Origin of the sequence: Herbaspirillum sp. alder98, from assembly GCF_020179755.1 — a bacterium.
Taxonomy (GTDB): domain Bacteria; phylum Pseudomonadota; class Gammaproteobacteria; order Burkholderiales; family Burkholderiaceae_D; genus Herbaspirillum.
This window is the reverse complement of the sequence record NZ_JAIUCY010000008.1, coordinates 172,901-193,693: the sequence shown is the minus strand read 5'-3', so window position 1 is coordinate 193,693 and position 20,793 is coordinate 172,901. Positions and strand designations below refer to the sequence as shown.

Annotated in this window: 17 protein-coding genes; 13 read left to right on the top strand and 4 right to left on the bottom strand. The window is 61.6% G+C overall.

What is annotated here, in order from left to right; all coding sequences use genetic code 11:
* Nucleotides 1-33 precede the first annotated feature (33 nt).
* The gene (locus LBW87_RS18190; protein WP_225202876.1) at nucleotides 34-1,113 is read right to left on the bottom strand and encodes a phenylacetaldoxime dehydratase family protein; all 1,080 of its coding nucleotides are present in this window, start codon (nucleotides 1,111-1,113) and stop codon (nucleotides 34-36) included.
* Nucleotides 1,114-1,697: 584 nt separating this feature from the next.
* Here LBW87_RS18190 and LBW87_RS18185 point away from each other — a divergent pair.
* The 7 genes from LBW87_RS18185 (at nucleotide 1,698) to LBW87_RS18155 (ending at nucleotide 9,191) form a co-directional block, all read left to right on the top strand.
* Nucleotides 1,698-3,215, top strand: a complete 1,518-nt coding sequence (locus LBW87_RS18185) for an amidase (RefSeq protein ID WP_225202875.1) — start codon at nucleotides 1,698-1,700, stop codon at nucleotides 3,213-3,215.
* Nucleotides 3,216-3,284: 69 nt separating this feature from the next.
* A complete protein-coding gene (locus LBW87_RS18180) occupies nucleotides 3,285-4,511 on the top strand; it encodes a transporter substrate-binding protein (RefSeq protein ID WP_225202874.1) in 1,227 nt (408 codons plus the stop codon).
* Nucleotides 4,512-4,541: 30 nt separating this feature from the next.
* Nucleotides 4,542-5,408: a branched-chain amino acid ABC transporter permease gene (locus tag LBW87_RS18175; protein WP_225202873.1), complete on the top strand. Its 867-nt coding sequence runs from the start codon at nucleotides 4,542-4,544 to the stop codon at nucleotides 5,406-5,408.
* A gap of 1 nt (nucleotide 5,409) precedes the next feature.
* Nucleotides 5,410-6,441 (top strand): branched-chain amino acid ABC transporter permease, encoded by a 1,032-nt coding sequence (locus LBW87_RS18170; protein WP_225202872.1) that lies wholly within the window; start codon nucleotides 5,410-5,412, stop codon nucleotides 6,439-6,441.
* Nucleotides 6,438-7,163: an ATP-binding cassette domain-containing protein gene (locus LBW87_RS18165; RefSeq protein WP_225202871.1), complete on the top strand. Its 726-nt coding sequence runs from the start codon at nucleotides 6,438-6,440 to the stop codon at nucleotides 7,161-7,163. Before LBW87_RS18170 ends, LBW87_RS18165 begins: the two co-directional genes overlap by 4 nt.
* Nucleotides 7,164-7,166: 3 nt before the next feature.
* Nucleotides 7,167-7,853, top strand: coding sequence for an ABC transporter ATP-binding protein (locus tag LBW87_RS18160; RefSeq protein WP_225202870.1), 687 nt, complete (start codon nucleotides 7,167-7,169; stop codon nucleotides 7,851-7,853).
* Nucleotides 7,854-8,192: 339 nt separating this feature from the next.
* Nucleotides 8,193-9,191: a porin gene (locus tag LBW87_RS18155; protein ID WP_225202869.1), complete on the top strand. Its 999-nt coding sequence runs from the start codon at nucleotides 8,193-8,195 to the stop codon at nucleotides 9,189-9,191.
* Between the two features lie 65 nt (nucleotides 9,192-9,256).
* On the opposite strand, the gene LBW87_RS18150 is transcribed toward LBW87_RS18155, so the two are convergent.
* From LBW87_RS18150 to LBW87_RS18140, 3 genes are all read right to left on the bottom strand, one after another.
* Nucleotides 9,257-10,015 (bottom strand): TrmB family transcriptional regulator, encoded by a 759-nt coding sequence (locus LBW87_RS18150; protein ID WP_225202868.1) that lies wholly within the window; start codon nucleotides 10,013-10,015, stop codon nucleotides 9,257-9,259.
* A 95-nt stretch (nucleotides 10,016-10,110) separates the two neighbouring features.
* Nucleotides 10,111-11,175: an aldose epimerase family protein gene (locus LBW87_RS18145; protein WP_225202867.1), complete on the bottom strand. Its 1,065-nt coding sequence runs from the start codon at nucleotides 11,173-11,175 to the stop codon at nucleotides 10,111-10,113.
* Nucleotides 11,176-11,233: 58 nt separating this feature from the next.
* The gene (locus tag LBW87_RS18140; protein ID WP_225202866.1) at nucleotides 11,234-12,457 is read right to left on the bottom strand and encodes a XylR family transcriptional regulator; all 1,224 of its coding nucleotides are present in this window, start codon (nucleotides 12,455-12,457) and stop codon (nucleotides 11,234-11,236) included.
* Nucleotides 12,458-12,812: 355 nt separating this feature from the next.
* On the opposite strand from LBW87_RS18140, the gene xylF reads away from it, so the two are divergent.
* From xylF to LBW87_RS18110, 6 genes are all read left to right on the top strand, one after another.
* Nucleotides 12,813-13,829 (top strand): D-xylose ABC transporter substrate-binding protein, encoded by a 1,017-nt coding sequence (xylF, locus tag LBW87_RS18135; RefSeq protein ID WP_225202865.1) that lies wholly within the window; start codon nucleotides 12,813-12,815, stop codon nucleotides 13,827-13,829.
* A gap of 111 nt (nucleotides 13,830-13,940) precedes the next feature.
* Nucleotides 13,941-15,494, top strand: a complete 1,554-nt coding sequence (gene xylG / locus LBW87_RS18130) for a D-xylose ABC transporter ATP-binding protein (RefSeq protein ID WP_225202864.1) — start codon at nucleotides 13,941-13,943, stop codon at nucleotides 15,492-15,494.
* An 18-nt stretch (nucleotides 15,495-15,512) separates the two neighbouring features.
* Nucleotides 15,513-16,652 carry a sugar ABC transporter permease gene (locus tag LBW87_RS18125; RefSeq protein WP_225202863.1) on the top strand — a complete coding sequence of 380 codons (1,140 nt, stop codon included), beginning with the start codon at nucleotides 15,513-15,515 and terminating at the stop codon, nucleotides 16,650-16,652.
* Between the two features lie 75 nt (nucleotides 16,653-16,727).
* Nucleotides 16,728-17,507 (top strand): SDR family NAD(P)-dependent oxidoreductase, encoded by a 780-nt coding sequence (locus LBW87_RS18120; RefSeq protein ID WP_225202862.1) that lies wholly within the window; start codon nucleotides 16,728-16,730, stop codon nucleotides 17,505-17,507.
* 90 nt (nucleotides 17,508-17,597) lie between these two features.
* Nucleotides 17,598-19,382 carry an IlvD/Edd family dehydratase gene (locus tag LBW87_RS18115; protein WP_225202861.1) on the top strand — a complete coding sequence of 595 codons (1,785 nt, stop codon included), beginning with the start codon at nucleotides 17,598-17,600 and terminating at the stop codon, nucleotides 19,380-19,382.
* Between the two features lie 63 nt (nucleotides 19,383-19,445).
* Nucleotides 19,446-20,327: an amidohydrolase family protein gene (locus LBW87_RS18110; RefSeq protein ID WP_225202860.1), complete on the top strand. Its 882-nt coding sequence runs from the start codon at nucleotides 19,446-19,448 to the stop codon at nucleotides 20,325-20,327.
* The last annotated feature ends 466 nt before the right edge of the window (nucleotides 20,328-20,793 follow it).

The window sequence follows — 20,793 nt, the reverse complement described above, 5'->3', positions numbered from 1 at the left end:
AGACCCGAAAGACCGAGCCTCTCCAAACCAGAGTCATTCACCTGCCTGCACGCGCAACGCGCGCGCATAAGGCAGGATGCCCGTCATCGGATGGCAGTTGATGTATTCAAAGACATTGCCCAACTGCGGCACGAACAGTTCGTGCCAGGTCACGACTTCGCGCTTTTCCTTGTGCAGGCGATTCATCGCAATGGCGTGGCGATAGATATCGAGATGCGTCTCGTGCGAGGCCGCCCAGGTCTCGAGCTGCGCCATCGACATGAACCCAGCGTAGACCGAGGTCTCGGAACGCGGACTTCCATCCTCATTGACATTGGTCATGATGCGCAGCGACAGGCACCCGGTCTCGCCACGAGTCGACATCAAGTGCTGCATGCCCCGCATCAGCTTGGGCTGCAGGCGCTCAAGATAATCCTCCAGCTGCTCCTGCCCCGCCCCCTCCCAATACTGCCCCGAGCGCAGCAGCGTGGCGTTGTGCGGCAGCTCTGCAATCCAGTGGCCATGCGCCGACGCGCGCGCTGCCGCCGGTGGCAGCACACCATGCACCGGACTTTCCAGCACATCCACCGCCGATAACGGCAGCCGATCGCGGGCCGCACCAAAGAAACCGTTAGTCGTAATGGACACGACCTCGGCGCCTGCCGTACGGGCAAAACCCACCTTATAGTTAGGCGCCGAATAAATGGTTTCGTGACGATCGTAGGGCACCACCACCGGCTCCAGCCAATAGCCAGCCACATCACCACCCGCACCACTCGCAGCGCTCGCTTGCCCCTCGAACCAGGAACGGAATTCCGAACTCGCCAGCCAGCGCGCATAGAGCGTCGGATCGGTCCAGTAGGCAACCACGATGGCGTTATCCAGGCCAGCCTCATCGATGCACTGCATCACCTCATCGGCCTGCGGACCATCAGCCTGCGCCAGGAAAAACCGGATCTGCGCAAAGAATGCCAACTTGTCCGCCCGCGTCAATCCATCCCGCTGCATGCCGAAATACACACTGACCAATGTCAGGTGCGGCACCGGCCAGCGCAGCGAAAAACGGGGCGCCGCAGGCTGATGCCCCTCGGGGCGGCGCTCAGGGACCGAGCGCGGATACGACACCTCAAACATGAATTCTCCTCTCTTGTTAAAAGCCGGCCGCCGGGCGCAAATCACACCACCCAACCGACCCGCCAATTACCCAAAACAATGCAGCGCACAATAAAAATGCACCATCAGGTGTCGAAATAGCTCGACGAAAATTGAAAAACCTTGATGACACCATGGAAATTGCACCAAAACTGCCCAACCGCACTTTTTCCGCAATGCCGCAAAGTCTAAAAAAAGCCAGTGACTCAATACCGGAAAACGACTTAAAAAATACATCAGTCCACAACAACAGACATAAATGTATCAATAAATAGCCTTACATATCAATATCTTAAACTCATTTTTATAAATTATTGGTTTACTTTGTCGATCTTTGTTGACAATAAAAATGTGCGAATTTATGATGCGTTCATGACACGGATGGACTCATAAAAACAGCAGCACCATGAGACCTGCCGCAGCACAAAAACAAAAGATTCCAGCCCCGGAGTTGCGTCAAGACAAGCATAATTGTCGATTATTTTTGACGTTAAGTTTGACGACCTTCATGGAAGGTTGCGCAGCCCCTCCCGGGCCACTGACATTTCTTCTTCAGGAGATCAGCCATGCCAGTACCAACACCGAACCAGGAACAGATCATCCAGATCGCCGGCGAGTTCGGCATCACGCTGTCCGAATCGCAACTGCAAGCCTATCGGCAGCAATTCGAAGCCGTCGCGCATACCTATGAGGTACTGGACCAGTTGCAGGTCGACCTGCCGCCGGTGAAGTATGCACGCGGCACATGGCGCTTCCCGAGCGCGGCAGAAAATCAATTCAATGCGTGGTACGTCAAGACCGATATCAAGGGCGCCGCCGGCGGCAAGCTCAAGGGCAAGCGTTTCGCCGTCAAGGACAACATCGCCGTGGCCGAGGTGCCGATGATGAACGGTTCGTCGGTGCTGGAAGGTTATGTCCCCGAAGTGGACGCCACCGTGATCACGCGCTTGCTCGACGCCGGCGCCAGCGTAGCCGGCAAGGCGCACTGTGAATACTACTGCCTGTCTGGCGGCTCACATACCGGCGCCAAGGGCGTGGTGCACAACCCACTCAAGCATGGCTACTCGGCCGGTGGATCCTCGTCCGGCTCGGCCGCCCTGGTGGCCGCCGGCGAAGTCGACTTCGCACTGGGCGCAGACCAGGGCGGTTCGATTCGCACGCCCTCCTCCTTCTGCGGACTGGTCGGACTCAAGCCGACCTGGGGCCTGGTGCCGTACACCGGAATCATGCCGATCGAATCGAGCGTGGATCACGTCGGGCCGATGACGCGCACCGTCGCCGACAACGCACTGGTGCTGGAAGCCATCGCCGGCCCGGACGGTCTCGATCCACGCCAGAACGCCCTGGCACAGGCGCAGCCCTATACCGACGTACTCGAACGCGGCGTGCGCGGCATGCGCGTGGCAGTCATCACCGAAGGCTTCGGCTGGGACAATTCCGAACCCGAAGTCGACGCCAAGGTACGTGCAGCGGCAGCCGCCTTGCGCCGCCTGGGCGCCACGGTGGATGAGGTGTCGATTCCGATGCACCGCGTGGGTACCCATATCTGGGGCGCGCTAATCACCGAGGGTTCGACCCAGCAGATGATGAAAGGCAATGGCTTCGGCTTCAACTGGAAGGGCCTGTACCTGCCCTCGATGATGCAAGCGCATGCACGCTGGCGCGAGCGCGCCGACGATCTGTCCGAGACCCTCAAGTTCTCGATGGTGGCCGGCGAATTCATGACCCGCGCCGGCGGCGGTACCTACTACGCCAAGGCGCAGAACCTGGTGCGCCCGCTGCGCGCCGCCTATGACCAGGTGCTGGCCGATTACGACGTGCTGCTGATGCCGACACTGCCGATGAAGGCCACTCCGCTGCCGCCCGACGATGCGCCGCTGCCGCTGGTGTTCCAGCGGGCCTGGGAAATGATGGCCAATACCTCGCCGTTCGACATCACCGGCCATCCGGCGCTGCAGGTGCCATGCGGCATGGTCGATGGCCTCCCGATCGGCATGATGCTGATTGCCGGACATTTCGAGGAAAGTCGCTTGTACCAACTGGCTGCCGGCTTCGAGAAGGAAGTCGATTGGCGCCAGGCCTGATTGCAGCACCGCAGTGAGATCAACAATAAATCGTCGCAGTCCCACCCCTCATCCTTCAGGAGATCCAACGTGAGCTTCACCCGCAGAAACGCGCTGAAAACCCTGGCCGGCGCCGCCGCCCTTGCCGCCGCCCCGCTGACCTCGCTGGCCAAGTCTGATGACATCGTCATCGGCAGCCTGCACGACCTCTCCGGCGGACTCGATATCCTCGGCAAGCCGATGCAGGATGCGATGCTGCTGGCCGTGCAGGAAATCAACGACGCCGGCGGCCTGTTGGGCAAGAAGGTCAGCATCGCCACCATGGATCCGCAGTCGAACATGCAGCTGTATGCCCAGTACGCCCAGCAGATGGCCCTGAAGGACAAGGTCACGGCGCTGTTCGGCGGCATCACCTCGGCTTCGCGCGAAGTGATCCGTCCGGTGATGAAGCGTTTCAATACGCTGTATTTCTATAACACCCAGTACGAAGGCGGCGTGTGCGACCGCAATACCTTCTGTACCGGCCAGACCCCGGCGCAGAATGTCGACAAGCTGGTGCCTTACATCACCAAGCGCTGGGGCAAGAAGATCTACGTCGTGGCGGCCGACTACAACTACGGCCAGATCACCAACGACTGGATCAAGAAGTACGCCGCGCAATCGGGTGCGACGGTGGTGGCCAGCGACTTCTTCCCGCTCGACGTGAACCAGTTCGGCCCGACCATCCAGAAGATCCAGGCGGCCCAGCCGGACGTGGTGATCTCGGTGCTGGTGGGCGGCGCGCACATGGCCTTCTACCGCCAGTGGGCGGCCGCCGGCATGAACAAGAAAATCCCGATGGCCTCGACCACCTTCAACAACGGCAACGAACACATCGTGCTGTCGCCGGCCGAAGCCGACGGCATCGTCACCGCCTTCAGCTACTTCGAGTCGATCGACACACCTAACAACAAGGCCTTCGTGGAACGCTGGCACAAGAAGTTCGGCGCCAGCTATCCCTACATCGGCGAACTGGCCGCAGCCACCTACCAGGGCGTACACCTGTGGGCGCTGGGCGTGAAGAAGGCCGGTTCGGTGGATCGCCTCAAGACCATCCAGGCGCTCGAGACCGGGATTTCGTTCGACGGCCCCAGCGGCAAGGTCACCATCGATCCGGCCACCCATCACTGCACGCTCGACATCCAGATCGCCGAATGCCAGAACAAGAAATGGAAGATCCTGGAAAGCTTCAAACAACAGAAACCGGTCGATACCGCTGCGGTATGCGACCTGATCAAGAGCCCTAACGAAAACAAGCAATTCGTGATCAAGGTTTAAGCGCAGATCATCGTCCCAGAGGAGGAGTTCGTGGATTACACAGCCGTTGTAGGTCTTGAGGTGTTGAATGCGATTGCCGCGCTGCTACTGGCCAGTGTCGGCCTGGCGATCGTGTTTGGCATGATGAAGGTCATCAATCTCGCCCATGGCGAGTTCATCATGATGGGTGGCTATGCCGCCATCACCGCGTCCGGTCTAGGATTCAATATCTGGATCGCCACGCTGGTGATAGCGCCATTGGTGGTGGGCCTGATCGGGTTCGTCGTCGAGCGCATCGTCATGCGTCACCTGTATGGCCGCATGGTCGACACCATGCTGGCCACCTGGGGACTCTCGCTATTGTTCATCGGCCTGGTGACCTCCATCTACGGCAATACCACGATAGGCCTGTCTTCTCCTCTGGGTTCGATGACCATCGGCGCCTACCAGGTCAGCCTGTACACCGTATTCATCCCGGCCGTAGCGGTGGTCGTCATGACCGGCCTGTACCTGCTGCTGACGCGCACCAGCTTCGGCCTGGTGGCGCGCGGCGTGATGCAGAATCCCGGCATGGCGGCCGCGCTCGGGGTCAACCCGGCCCATGTGTATTCGGCCACCTTCTCGCTGGGCGCGGCGCTGGCCGGGCTGGCCGGCGGCGTGCTGGCGCCGATCACGGGCGTAGTGCCCACCATCGGCGTGGCCTATGTCGCCAAATCATTCATTACCGTGATCGGCGGCGGCGCCTCGATCATCACCGGCACCCTGGCGGCATCGGGCCTGTTCGGTGCGGTCAACCAGCTCACCACCTTCGCCACTACGCCGGTCATCGGCGAGGTCGGCCTGCTGCTGGTCGCCATCGTTCTGGTCAGGCTGCTGCCGCAGGGCATTACCGGCCGCTTCTTCCGAGGACGTATCTGACATGAACAATCGCATTCCCATCATCGCCTGCCTGTTGCTGGGCGTGGCCGCCATCGCTGCCCTGCCCCTGCTGCTGGAAACCTTCACGCTCATGGAGCTATCGGTCTACGTGATCATGTCGATCCTGGCCCTGTCGCTCGGTTTCGTGTGGGGCTACGGCGGCATCCTGTGCTTCGGCCAGGCCGCATTCTTCGGTCTCGGCGCCTATGCCTACGCCATCGCCGCGATCAATTTCGGCGAGTCGACCGGTGCCTTCCTGGTCGCCATCGCAGTGCCGACGCTGTTTGCGCTGGCGCTGGGTTACTTCATCTTCTTCGGCCGCATCAGTGACGTCTACCTGGGCGTGATCACGCTGACGGCGACCCTGATCCTGTTCAACCTGGTCAACTCGACCTCGGGCGAGCAGTACCGGATCGGCCAGGCGGCCATCGGCGGCTTCAATGGCATTCCGTCGATTCCGACCTTGAACGTGCCATTCCAGCCCGACCAGGTGCTGTCGCCGGAAGTCTTCTTCATGGTCTGCGTGGCGTTCCTGATGGCGTCCTACATCGGACTGCGCCTGCTGTTGTCCAGCCACTTCGGGCGGGTCGTGGTGGCGCTGCGCGAGAACGAACTGCGGGTCGACCTGCTGGGCTACGACTCGCGCAAGTACAAGCTGGCCGCGTTCGCCATCAGCGGTGCGCTGGCCGGCGTGGCCGGCTGCCTGTTCGCCAACTGGGGCGCCTTCACCAGCCCGACCGTGTTCAGCCTGACGCAGTCGGCGCTGGTCATCATCTGGGTGCTGGTCGGTGGCGTCGGTACCTTGCTGGGCCCCATCATCGGCTGTTTCTTCGTGCAGTGGCTGACCAGCTATGTCGGCGGCCTCGGTTTCATCAACCCCAACCTGATGCTGGGCGCGGTGCTGATCGGTTTCGTGCTGCTGCTGCCCCAGGGCATCGTATCGCTGTTCGGCGACCTGGGCAGACTGTTCAAGGGCGGCCGCCACGCCGCCCCGGCCGAGGTCCGTCCGGCCAGCCAGGGAGGCAAGTCATGAGTGCATTGGTCCACGCCCAGGGATTGGGCGTCAGCTTCGGCGGCGTGCATGCCGTCAACAGCGTCGATTTCACCTTGCAGCCAGGCGAATTGCGCTGCCTGATCGGCCCCAACGGCGCCGGCAAGAGCAGCTTCTTCCGCCTGCTGTGCGGCCAGTACAAGCCCACGCGCGGCAGCGTCACCATCAAGGGCCAGTCGATCGCCGGCATGCAGTCCTACCAGATCGCGCGGCTCGGACTGGGCATCAAGACCCAGGTGCCCAGCGTGTTCGATGGCCTGTCGGTAGAAGAAAACATCTGGTTGTCGGCGCGCCGCGTGCACAGCGCCCGCGAGGCCCGGGCCGCGGTCAACGAGACCATGGACATGGTGCGTCTGTCGCCGATCGCCGGCAAGCAGGTAGGCACCCTCTCGCACGGCCAGCGCCAGTGGGTGGAACTGGGCGTGGTCAGCGCTACCCGCCCCGATCTGATCCTGCTGGATGAACCGGCTGCCGGCATGAGCGATGAGGAAGTCGTGCGCACGGCGGAACTGATCAAGGCCGCCAACCAGCGCAGCGCGCTGATCGTGGTGGAACACGACATGGAATTCATCCGCATGATTGCCAAGACGGTCACCGTCTTCAACCGTGGCAGCGTGCTGATGGAAGACTCGGTAGACAACGTCCTGGCGGACCAGCGGGTCAAGGACGTCTACCTGGGCAAAGAACTGGAAATGAGGGAGTAAGCGATGCTGCAGATCAAGGACGTGCAATCCGGCTACGGCGACATCCGCGTGCTGCGGGGAATCAACCTGCAACTGCGCCAGGGTGAATTCGTGGGCCTGTGGGGACATAACGGCATGGGCAAGTCGACCCTCATGCGAACCATCCTGGGCTACCTGCAGGCGAAGTCGGGCAGCATCAGCTTCGAGGGCCAGGACATCACCGGCCTGCCGATCCACCGGCGCGCGCGGCTGGGCATCGGCCTGGTGCCGCAGGGACGGGCGATCTTCCCGCATCTGTCGGTGATGGACAACCTGCGCATGGGCGCCGTCACCACTGGCCGCGAACGGGAGCAGATCGTGGTCTCGGTGCTGAAGCACTTCCCGCGGCTCAACAATTACCTGGATCGCGCCGGCGGCCTGCTGTCGGGAGGCGAGCAACAATTGCTGGCGCTGGCACGCTGCCTGTGCGCGCGCCCCAAGCTGATGCTGCTGGATGAACCGACCGAAGGCATCCAGCCCTCGATCATCTCCGAGATGGTCGACACGCTGCACGAGATCCGCAAGGAAACCGGCCTCACGCTGCTGCTGGTCGAACAGAACCAGGCCTTCATCGGCAGCCTGGCCGACCGCGTCATGACGATGCAAAAAGGCGTGCTGACCAACGAAAGCAGCACCAGCGACTTTCTGAAGAACACGCACGCGTTTTCATAACTCGATTGGCGTGGGAGCGCCGCGCCAATCGACCGCCACTATCCACGCCATCATTTGAACGGACGCCGCGCGCGCCCGCGGGGAGGGTTTTGCCTGAACACTAAACGAATGCCGCCTTTGCAGTAACTCGCGCGCGCCATCCTGGCGCAGCGCCCATCCGACAAGCAGCCATCAAAACGGGACGGAGACCCCCGGGGGCGCTCTTTTGCCAAAAAAAGCGCACTGACAAGAAACGGGCTGCAGCAGCACGGCGAAAGCCGCTAGAGCACGGTCGCATCATGCACTTCGGTGCAGGGCGATTTTTGATATCCACCAACGCGTCACCACAGGGAGAGGGTAATGAAACAGCAGTTCAAGCACCTTGCAGCACTCGCAGTACTGACCGCCGCCGCCAGCGCAGCGCACGCCCAGAGCTCGGTCACCATTTCCGGCTTGCTCAACGTCGGCATCGCACGTGGCAACAACGGCCAGACCCAGCTGGACGGCACCAGCGCCAACGGCAGGTTCGCCATGAACGACTTGTTGTCCAACTTCGCCCTGTCGGGCAAGGAAGACCTGGGCGACGGCATGTGGGCAGGTTTCCAGCTGGTGTCGTTCTTCCAGGTCGACAATGGTGCGCTGTTCCAGAACGATACCCTCTTCAGTTCGCGCTCGGTGCTGCGCCTGGGCGGCCGCTTCGGCGAAGTCTACATGGGCCGCTCGCTGACCCCGGCCAACTTCCAGATCCTGTTCTATGACCCATGGGGATGGAACGCCAGCTCGGCACAGGTCGGCTGGCAGATCCAGACCGCCAACTACAAGAGCACCTCGTACCTGCGGACCAACAACACGGTGGGCTATGTCTCGCCCCAGTTGTATGGCTTCACGCTGTCGCTGGCGCACTCCAGCGGCGAGAACGCGCTCTCCAACGACGATGGCGCCGCGCTCGACTACAAGAATGGCGCGCTGTCGCTGGGCGTGGGCTATGACCAGAGCCACGGCATGACCAACGGCCCGACCAAGGACCACATGGCCGACGTGGTGGCCGCCTACGATTTCGGCTTCATCAAGCCGATGGCGACCTACACCTCATCCAAGGTCAACAACGTCAGCTACCGCGCCTACTCGCTGGCCGCGACCGCACCGGTGGGTGTGCAGGGTACGCTCAAGGCAGCCTATGGCCGCCTCAACGACTGCGCCTGCGTCGTGGGCGAACGTGCTGCGCTATCGAAGATCTCGCTGGGTTACCAGCATGACCTGTCCAAGCGCACCGCGTTGTTTGCCAACCTGAGTCGCGCCAAGGCGCGTACGCTCTCGGCCACCAATACGGTCGAAGTAGGCATCCAGCACGGCTTCTGAAAAAAGGATCGGCGAGCCTGGCTCGCCGATCCCCTGCAGTGCACCTGCCTTGCTACCGCGAGGCTTTATTTTTTCTTGGCCGGCGTCGCCTCAGAGATAGCCCACAAACCTTCGAACATGGCCCGGTTCAGGGCTGCCAGCTCCTGGCTTTCGATCACCAATCCGTAATTTTCACGCTTCGACGACAGGTACGTCACCTTGTCGTCGTGGATATACATGGTCATGCCCAGGTCGATCGACGCTGGCGCATAACGCAGTTCTCGCATGTCCTCGGGCGAGCTCGACCAGACCGTCTCGACGTCGCGCGACTGCGAGCGCAACACCCGCAGCGTGATGCCGCGACGCACCCGTTCATCGATGATCGCCGCCATGGCGTCGCGCCCGGGGACCTCATTGAGTTCGTGCATCGACAGGATGCCCAGCAACGGCCCCGCATGGCATTCGAGGGTGCCTTGCAGCGCCTTGACAATGCCTTCCCTGCCCTCGTAGAAATGGATCCGCGGCTTCAGCTCGGAGGCGTTGAACATCGACTTCAGTTGCGGCACCACATCGTCGAGCAAGGCGCGGCTGCGCTGCCATTGGGCAATCAGCACCGCCGGATCCTCGGCCACCACGTGCATGACACCGTTATCCTTGGCCAGTTGCGATATCAGTCCACGGGTTTCCAGCTTGGCCAGCAAGGCATAGCCGTTGGTGCGCGAGACGCCGGCGCGCTCCGCAATCACCGTCACCGGAGCCGACCCGCATTGCAGCACGGCCAGGTAGAAACGCATCTCCTTCTGGTCGAGGCCCAATTCTTCTAACTGCGATTCGATCTTGGACATGGCATGGATGATGGCAAAAATGTAAGGACTCGTATTATGCCAACTAACTGACTCTCGATGAAGGGCATCATCTTTTTGCGTCAAAATATCGAGCGCTATTCCCGGACCCCGATCCGATACACCGTGGTCTGCCGATAGACCTGTCCCGGCCGCAGGATAACCGCCTCGCGCTCGGCCGTATTGACCTGGTCGGGATAGGCCTGCGCTTCCAGGCAAAAACCGTCATGCATGCCATAGGGTTGCGTCGCCCGCCCGGGAACATCCTTCAGGAAGTTGCCGCTATAGAATTGCAGCCCGATTTCGGTGGTCGACATGGTGAGCTGGCGTCCAGAACCGGGGTCGTAGACGGTCGCCACCTTGCGCAACGGCTGCACATGCCGACCTGGTTCATTGCCTTCTGGCGCCTCCCGCCGCAGGCAGTAACAGTGATCGAAACCGCCGGCGATCCCCAGCTGTTCGTCCGGCCATGACAGGCGCGGCCCGATGGGCGCGGGCTGGCGAAAATCGAAGGCGCTGCCCGCCACCTCCGCCGCCCGCTCGGGAATCAGCTTGCCATCGACCTGCAGGTAGGTGTCGGCATCGATGCAGAGAATGTGATCGTAGATGTTGTCGGCGCCGCCATTGAGGTTGAAGTAACCGTGCGACGTCATGTTGATCGGGGTCGGCGCATCGGTCGTGGCGGTGTAGTCGATCCACAACTGCCCTTCGTCATCCAGCCGGTACAGCACCGAGGCCATCACATTACCCGGAAAACCGGCGGCCCCATCGGGCGAGACCAGCGTCATCCGCACACCTTCGGGATCGGGTTGCACCTGCCACGGCATCAAATGAAAACCGCTCTCCCCGCCATGCAGGTGATTGCCGCCATTGTTGCAATCGACCTGATAGTCCAGGCCGTCCATCGTGAAGCGGCCATCTGCGATACGGTTGCCCCAGCGACCGATAATGCTGCCGAAATGCGCCGGATTGGCGATGTAGCGTTCGATGTCCTTATACCCTAACAGGATGTCGGCCTCGCGCCCGTACCGGTCCGGCGCCCACCATGACACCAGCGCCGCGCCACGGTCGCTGATCATGACGCGCATGCCATTGGCGTTGCGCAAGGTGTAGAGATTGATATCGTGTTCAGCAGATTTGCTGGAGATTGTGAAATGCGTCATCTTATAAATTTTTTGTCGTGGATCGATTATCCAGCGCTGCGTTCATAGAGCAAGTCTTCTACAGGTTGCTGGCCGGCCGAACCTGCTGCGGCAACGTCTCGCCGCCGGCCGCCAGCTTCTCCTGATATTCCCTGGGGGTACAGCCCAGTTCACGCTTGAAAACGGCGTGCATGTATTGCACCGACGTGAAGCCGCAGCTCACGGCGATGTCGGCCGAATTGCTGCCGGCCAGCTGCAGCAGGCGCTTGGCGGCATCGAGCTTGAAACGCAATATCTCGTCATGCACGCTGCGTCCCAGCTCGCGCCTGAAATACCACTCCAGCGACGAACGCGACACCCCCACGTAAGTCGCCACCTGATCGGTCTTGATCCCCTGGCAGGCATATTGGCGGATGAAGTGCAGCGCCTGCATCACATGCGGATGATTGCGTACTTCGTGCAGGCTTGAGGCCAATACATTGATGCCGGCCGGCGGCACCAGGATGCGGGTGTTGGGAAACCGGGCGCCGTGCAGCATCTGATGCAGCAGATGCGCCGCCGTGCGTCCCATCTCGGTGGTGCCCTGGATCACCGAGCTGAGCGGCACGCGTGTCAGCACCCGTGCCAGCGGATCGTTGTCGATGCCGATCAGCGCCACCTGCTCGGGCACGGCGATGCCAGCAAAAAGACAGGCCTGCAACAGCTGTCGCGCGCGGGCGTCAGTGACGGCGATGATGCCGATCGGCTTGGGCAGGCTGCGCACCCACGCCACCTGCTGTTCGACTGCGCTGTCCCAGGATTGGGCATTGGTCTCGACGCCGCGATAGATGTGGCCCTGCAAGCCGTCGCGTTGCATCAGCGCGTTGAAGACGTTTTCTCGCTCCTGCGCCCAGCGGTTGACGCCGGCCTTGGGCAAGCTGAAGAAGGCAAAATTCTGGAGGCCGGCCTCGATCAGGTGATCGTAGGCCAGCTTGACCATCTTGAAGTTGTCGGTGGCGACGTAGGGGCGATCTTGCGGGTACTCGTTTTCATCGGCATAGGAACCACCGATGGCGACCACCGGAAGCTTGACGCGCGCCAGGGCCTCGCCGGTGGCCGGATCGTCGTATTCGGCGATGATGCCATGTCCTTGCCAGTGCTCGATGCCCTGCAGGCGGCAGCGAAAATCCTCTTCAAGATAAAGATCCCAGGAGGCACGCGTGCTGCTGAGGTATTCGCCGATACCAGCAATGATCTCGCGATCGAAGATCTTGTTCGCATTGAATAACAATGCAATGCGATGCACTGTCGGCCCGATTGCCACGCTATCTCCTCCTGATGTCCCTGATGTTCTAAGTTGTTGTTTCAGGTTGTTATGGATTTTTCCATCTTCTGCATCGACAACGCCGATTGTAACGATTCATAGGTCGGACCACCGCTTTGTGCAATCGCAGCAGAAAGAATCGCTATCCGGGTTGGTGAATTTCGTAATTGTAGACATGAATAGGCCGTTGTTAGTATCGCCGTCACATCAACGATGGCGGCCAGACTGCCAGGCAATGATGCTCGACAGCGACCGGTGCAGCCGGCTCTGCTGACAGGAGGCTGACAAAAAGCGGATAACAAGGCCAGCCTCGACAATGCCCCCTTAAAAATCATAATGAAATTGGAGACCGGCAATGAATGCAATCCTGAAAAAGAGTGTATTGGCCCTGATGACCGTGGCCAGCCTGTCGCTGGTCAGCGCAGGCGCGATGGCAGATGCCAAGAACCCGAAGATCGGCTTTTCGATCGACGACCTGCGCGTTGAACGCTGGGCGCGCGACCGCGATTTCTTTACGGCAGCCGCAGAAAAACTGGGCGCAAAAGTGTTCGTCCAGTCGGCCGACGCCAGTGAGGCGCGCCAGATTTCGCAGATCGAAAACCTGATCTCGCGAGGCGTCGATGTCATCGTCATCGTCCCTTTCAATGCGACCGTGCTGACCAACACCATCAAGGAAGCCAAGAAGGCCGGCATCAAGGTGCTTTCGTACGATCGCCTGATCCTGAACGCCGATGTCGATGCGTATATCTCTTTCGATAACGAAAAAGTCGGCGAGATGCAGGCCGAAGGCGTCGTCAAGGTACAGCCCAAGGGTAACTTCTACCTGCTGGGTGGCTCCCCTACCGACAACAATGCCAAGATGCTGCGCGAAGGCCAGTTGAAGGTCTTGAAGCCCTATATCGACAAGGGCGATATCAAGGTGGTCGGCCAGCAGTGGGTGAAGGACTGGAACCCGACCGAGGCATTGTCCATCGTCGAAAACGCACTGACGGCCAATAACAACAAGATCGACGCCATCGTGGCCTCCAACGATGGCACCGCCGGTGGCGCAATCCAGGCGCTGGCGGCGCAAAAGCTGGCCGGCAAGGTGCCCGTCTCGGGTCAGGATGCCGACCTGGCCGCGGTCAAGCGGGTCGTGGCCGGCACCCAGACCATGACGGTCTACAAGCCGCTCAAGCTGATCGCGACCGAAGCGGCCAAGCTGTCGGTGCAACTGGCGCGCAACGAAAAGCCGACCTATAACTCGCAGTACGACAACGGCGCCAAGAAGGTCGACACGGTCCTGTTGAAGCCTACCCCGTTGACCAAGGCCAACGTCAACATCCTGGTGGATGACGGCTTCTACACGCAAGCGCAGATCGGCGGCAAGTAAGAACGCGATCCGGGCCGGCGAGGCGCTCGCCCGGATCCGCGACTCTTCCGGCTCCATGCGGCCCGGCGGCGGCATGCGACGTCGCGACAGTTATTTATTCCTCGAAACCTCATGTCCGAGACCCTGTTAGAAATGAAGGGCATCGTCAAGAAATTTGGCGGTGTCCGCGCGCTTGACGGCATTGATCTCAAGATCAGCGCCGGCGAATGCGTCGGCCTGTGCGGCGAAAACGGCGCCGGCAAGTCGACCTTGATGAAGATCCTGTCCGGCGTCTATCCGCATGGCACCTGGGAAGGCGATATCCAGTGGGACGGCAAGCCCCTGGTGGCGCACTCGGTGCGCGATACCGAAGCCGCCGGCATCGTCATCATCCATCAAGAGCTGATGCTGGTGCCCGAGCTGTCGGTGGCCGAGAACATCTTCATGGGCCATGAACTGACGCTACCCGGCGGGCGCATGAATTATCCGGCCATGTATCGCCGTGCCGAAGAACTGATGCGCGAGCTGAACATGCCCGACATCAACGTCGCCTTGCCGGTGATGCAATACGGCGGCGGCCACCAGCAGTTGGTCGAGATTGCCAAGGCGCTCAACAAGAAGGCGCGCCTGCTGATTCTGGACGAGCCGTCCTCTTCGCTGACGTCGTCTGAAATCGCGATTCTGCTGAAGATCATCAAGGACCTCAAGGCCCGTGGCGTGGCCTGCGTCTACATCTCACACAAGCTCGATGAAGTCGCCGAAGTGTGCGACACGATCTCGGTGATCCGGGACGGCAAGCATATCGCCACCTCGTCGATGCAGTCGCTGGACGTGAACCAGATCATCACGCAGATGGTCGGCCGCGAGATCACGGCGATGTACCCGGCCCGCGACCATCAGGTCGGCGAAGTGATCTTCGAGGCGCGCAACATCACCTGCTTCGACGTCGACAATCCTAAGCGCAAGCGCGTGGACGATGTGTCGTTCTCGGTGCGGCGGGGCGAGATCGTCGGCATCGCCGGGCTGGTCGGCGCGGGACGCACCGAACTGGTGTCGGCGCTGTTTGGCGCGTACCCCGGCCGCTACCAGGGCCAGGTATTCATGAACGGCGCCAGGGTCGATACCAGCACCCCGCTCAAGTCGATACGACTGGGACTGTGCATGGTGCCGGAAGACCGCAAGCAACACGGCATCGTGCCCGACCTCGGGGTCGGACAGAACATCACGCTGACCGTGCTGGACAGGTTCTCGCATCACACCCGCATCGATACCGGCTCGGAGCTGAAGACGATCCAGGATGAAATCGTGCGCATGCAACTCAAGACGTCCAGCCCCTACCTGCCCATCACCGGCTTGTCGGGCGGCAACCAGCAGAAGGCGGTGCTGGCCAAGATGCTGCTGGCGCAGCCCAAGGTGCTGATTCTCGATGAACCCACGCGCGGCGTCGACGTGGGCGCCAAGGCAGAAATCTACCGCCTGATTGCGGCGCTGGCCCGACAGGGCGTGGCGATCATCATGGTCTCGTCCGAACTGGCGGAGGTGCTGGGCGTGTCGGATCGCGTGCTGGTGATTGGCGAAGGCAAGTTGCGCGGCGATTTCGTCAATCAAGACCTGACGCAAGAGACCGTGCTGGCGGCGGCCATCAATCAGTCGGCACAGCATCAGCCCAAGCAGGCGCATCAATAAAACAATCAGGAACCGAGCATGACCACACTCAACATCAAACAGGTCTTTGGCCGCTACAAGATCATCGCGTTATTGATTGCCATCGCCCTCATCTGGGCCTTCTTCAGCTGGCAGACCGACGGTGGCTTCGTGACACCACGCAACCTGTCCAACCTGCTGCGCCAGATGGCGGTCACCGGCATTCTGGCCTGCGGCATGGTGCTGGTCATCATCGCCGGTGAGATCGATCTGTCGGTCGGTTCGCTGCTGGGCCTGCTGGGCGGCGTAGCCGCCATCCTGGATGTGACCTACCACCTGCCGCTGGCGCTGAACCTGGCGGTGGTACTGGGCCTGGGCCTGGCGCTTGGGATGTTCAGCGGCTACCTGACGGCGTATAAATTGATTCCCTCGTTCATCGTCGGCCTGGGCGGCATGCTGGCGTTTCGCGGCATCCTGCTCGGCACCACCGGCGGCTTGACCATCGCGCCGGTGTCGGAGCACCTGGTCTATCTGGGGCAAGGTTATCTGCCGCCACAGTTCGGCATTGCGCTGATGGTAGTGCTGTTCGCGCTGACGCTGGGCCTGACCTGGCGCCAGCGCGTGAATCGCGCAAAACACGCCCTGCCGGTGCCGGCCTTGTGGCGCGATGCGGTGAAGGTGATCGTCATCGGCGTGGTGCTGCTGGTGTTCGTGCGCACGCTCAATAGTTATGACGGCATCCCCGTGCCGGTGCTGCTGTTGCTGGCGCTGCTGGGCCTGTTCAGCTACGTCACCACGCAAACCGTGTTCGGCCGCCGCATCTATTCGGTAGGCAGCAATATGGAAGCCACGCGCTTGTCGGGCGTCAACGTGCAGGCAGTCAAGCTGTGGGTGTTCGGCATCATGGGCGTGATGTGCGCCCTGGCCGGGCTGGTGAACACGGCGCGCCTGGCAGCCGGTTCGCCGTCGGCGGGCAACATGGCCGAACTCGACGCCATCGCTGCGTGCTTCATCGGCGGCACCTCCATGCGCGGCGGCTCGGGCACCATCTACGGCGCGCTGATCGGCGCGCTGGTGATGGCCAGCCTCGACAACGGCATGTCGATGCTCGATGTCGGCACTTACTGGCAGATGATCGTCAAGGGCAGCATCCTGGTGCTGGCGGTCTGGGTCGATGTCAGCACGCGCTCCGGACGCTGATCGCTAACTTTCTTGCATTCATTTTTCGCCAGGCGTGGCCTGGCAGGCCATTCAACTTTTTTGGAGCATTTCCGCATGACCGCATCATTCGAGCACGCTATTTACCGCAGCCTGGCCGGCAAGCGGGTGGTCGTCACCGGCGGTGGCACCGGCATCGGCGCGGCCCTGGTCAGCGCTTTCGTCGAACAGGGCGCCAAGGTGTTCTTCCTGGATATCGCTGCCGAAGAATCGCGTGCCCTGGAGGCATCGCTGCAGGGCGCAATCGTCCCGCCCACCTTCCTGCACTGCAACCTGCTTGACCTGGATGCGCTGGCCGCAACCTTCAGGCGCATCAACGAACTGGCGGGCGCGGTCGATATCCTGATCAACAATGCCGCCAACGATGACCGCCATGCCATTACCGATGTCAGTCCCGCTTACTGGGATGAGCGCATGGCCGTCAATCTGCGCCATCAGTTCTTCTCCGCACAGGCGGTCGCGCCCGGCATGCGCGAGCAGGGACAAGGCGTGATTCTTAACTTCGGTTCGATCTCGTGGCATCTGGGCCTGCCCAAGCTATCGCTGTACATGACCGCCAAGGCGGCCATCGAAGGACTCACGCACGGACTGGCGCGCGACCTGGGCGGTGATGGCGTGCGGGTCAATTGCGTGATCCCCGGCGCGATTCGCACACCACGCCAGACGCGCCTGTGGCACAACCCCGAGGAAGAAGCCAAGATCCTGTCGGCGCAGTGCCTGCCCGGCCGCATCGAACCGCACGATGTCGCCGCGCTGGCGCTGTTCCTGGCCTCGGACAGCGCGGCCAAATGCACGGGTCGCAATTATTACGTCGATGCCGGCTGGCTCGGCGCATGAGATAAATGTCCGTCCAACAGGGTCGAGGGTGCAATGTCGAAGGATCGGCGATACTAACGGGCTAATCGACATTAATAACAGAGGCAAAAAATGAAGAATCAACACCCGACACCTCGCCGGTTCCGCTCCCAGGACTGGTTCGACAATCCAGACCATATCGACATGACCGCGCTCTATCTCGAGCGCTTCATGAACTACGGCATCACGGCTGAAGAGCTGCGTTCGGGCCGTCCCATCATCGGCATCGCGCAAAGCGGCAGCGACATCAGCCCATGCAACCGGATTCACCTGGAACTGGCGCGCCGCGTACGCGACGGCATTCGCGATGCGGGCGGTATTCCGATGGAGTTCCCGCTGCATCCGGTGTTTGAAAATTGCCGCCGCCCGACCGCGGCAATCGATCGCAACCTGTCCTACATGGGCCTGGTCGAGATCCTGCATGGCTACCCGATCGACGCCGTGGTGCTGACCACCGGCTGCGACAAGACCACGCCGGCGCAGATCATGGCGGCAGCCACGGTCGACATCCCGGCCATCGTGCTGTCGGGTGGCCCGATGCTCGACGGCTGGCTCGACGGCGAACTGGTCGGCTCGGGCGCGGCCATCTGGAAAGGCCGTCGCCAGTTGTCCGCCGGCGCCATCGACAATGAAAAATTCCTGGAGATCGCGGCAGCATCGGCACCCTCTTCCGGCCACTGCAACACGATGGGTACGGCCTCGACCATGAACGCCATCGCCGAGGCGCTGGGCATGTCGCTGACCGGTTGCTCGGCGATTCCGGCGCCCTACCGTGAACGCGGCCAGATGGCGTATGAAACCGGCCGCCGCATCGTCGGCATGGCCTATGAAGACTTGCGCCCGTCGGCCATCCTGACCCGCGACGCCTTCCTGGATGCGATCGTCGTCAACGCCGCCATCGGCGGCTCCACCAACGCCCAGCCGCACATCATGGCGATGGCGCGTCATGCGGGTGTCGAGTTGCAGTCCGACGACTGGATGACCTACGGCTACGACGTGCCCTTGCTGCTCAACATGCAGCCCGCCGGCAAATACCTGGGCGAGCGATTCCACCGCGCCGGCGGCGTGCCGGCCATCATGTGGGAACTGCAACAGGCCGGCAAGCTGCGCTCCGAGCGCATGACGGCCACCGGCAAGAGCATGGCCAGCAACCTGGAGGGACGTGAAACGGGCGACCGTGAAGTGATCTTCCCGTTCGCCGCGCCGCTGCGCGAACGCGCCGGCTTCCTGGCGCTGAAGGGCAACCTGTTCAACTTCGCCATCATGAAGACCAGCGTCATCTCGGACACCTTCCGCCAGCGTTACCTGAGCACGCCCGGCAGCGAAGGCATCTTCGAATGCACCGCCGCCGTCTTCGACGGTTCCGACGATTACCACGCCCGCATCAACGACCCGGCGCTGGGCATCGACGAAAACACCATCCTGGTCATTCGCGGCGCCGGCCCGGTGGGCTGGCCCGGCTCGGCCGAGGTCGTCAACATGCAACCGCCCGATGCGTTGCTGCGCCGTGGCATCACCACGCTGCCGACGCTGGGCGACGGTCGCCAGTCGGGCACGTCCGACAGCCCATCGATTCTCAACGCCTCGCCCGAAAGCGCGGTCGGCGGCGGACTGGCCTATCTGCGTGATGGCGACAAGGTGCGCATCGACCTCAATACCGGCGCCTGCAACATGCTGGTGAGCGACGAAGAGCTGGCGCGCCGCAAGGCCGAAGGCATCCCGGCGGTACCTGCCAGCCAGACGCCGTGGCAGGAAATCTATCGCAGCACCGTGGGGCAACTGGAAACCGGCGCCTGCATGGAACTGGCGGTGAAGTACCAAGGCGTGGCGAAGGTATTACCTCGTCACAATCACTAACCAAGCTGATGATTAGCGTCTGGGCCGTCTGTCTCGCTAGCCATCGTGTGGAGTTGCTTCCTCATGAGTATAAAAAAACCGCTACGGATCGACGCCCATCAACACTTCTGGCGCTATCGCTCGCAGGACTATCCCTGGATCGGCACCGACATGGAACTGCTGGCGCTGGATCGGATGCCTTACCAGTTCCAGCCGCTGCTGGAAGCGCACGGCCTGCAGGCGTCGATCACGGTGCAGGCCCGCGCGGGCCGCGACGAGACGGCTTTCCTGCTGGCGCTGGCGCGCCAGGATCGGCGCATCGCGGGCATCATCGGCTGGGAAGATATTTCATCGCCTGAACTGGCGGATCACGTGGAGCAATGGGGGCGCGACAAGCTGTTAGGGTTTCGCCACCAGCTCCAGGACGAGAGTGATCCGTCGGCGTTCCTGGCGCAGCCGCAGTTCAACCAGGGAATCCGCTGGCTGCAGGAGCGCCATTACGTCTACGACGTGCTGGTGCATGAGCGGCAGTTATCTTCAGTGCGCGCATTTTGCGCCGCGCATGACCAGCATTGGCTGGTGCTCAACCATCTGGGAAAACCGGCGCTCAAGGAGTTTCGCAAGAACAAGGGCGCCTTCGAGCGCTGGCGTGAAGAGGTACGGGCGCTGGCCGCCATGCCGCACGTCACCTGCAAGCTCTCGGGCCTGGTGACCGAAGCCGACTGGATGCGCGGATTGTGTCTGCGCGATTTCGACCATATCCTGCTTTGCCTCGATACCGCACTGGAGCTGTTCGGGCCGCAACGGCTCATGTTCGGTTCGGACTGGCCTGTCTGCCTGCTGGCGGCGTCTTATTCGAAGGTCGTCTCGGTTACCCGCGAGTGGGCGCAGACGCGCTTGACGGAAAGCGAACAGGACGCGCTTTGGGGCGAGACTTCGGGCAAGGTGTATGGGTTGTCGTCTTAGTTAAACGGAGTTAAAAGACGCTGGGTCCTGACTTTCGTCAGGACGACGGTGGTTTGGTTATAAATAACTAATCCGTCGTGCCGGCGAAGGCCGGTACCCAGTGGCTTCTGTCGCACCATGCCGACGCTGAGAGACGCCGGGTCCTGACTTTCGTCAGGACGACGGTGGTTTGGTTATAAATAACTAATCCGTCGTGCCGGCGAAGGCCGCTACCCAGTGGCTTCTGTCGCACCATTCCGACGCTGAGAGACGCTGGGTCCTGACTTTCGTCAGGACGACGGTGGTTTGGTTATAAATAACTAATCCGTCGTGCCGGCGAAGGCCGCTACCCAGTGACTTCTGTCGCACCATGCCGACGCTGAGAGACGCTGGGTCCTGACTTTCGTCAGGACGACGGTGGTTTGGTTATAAATAACTAATCCGTCGTGCCGGCGAAGGCCGGTACCCAGTGGCTTCTGTCGCACCA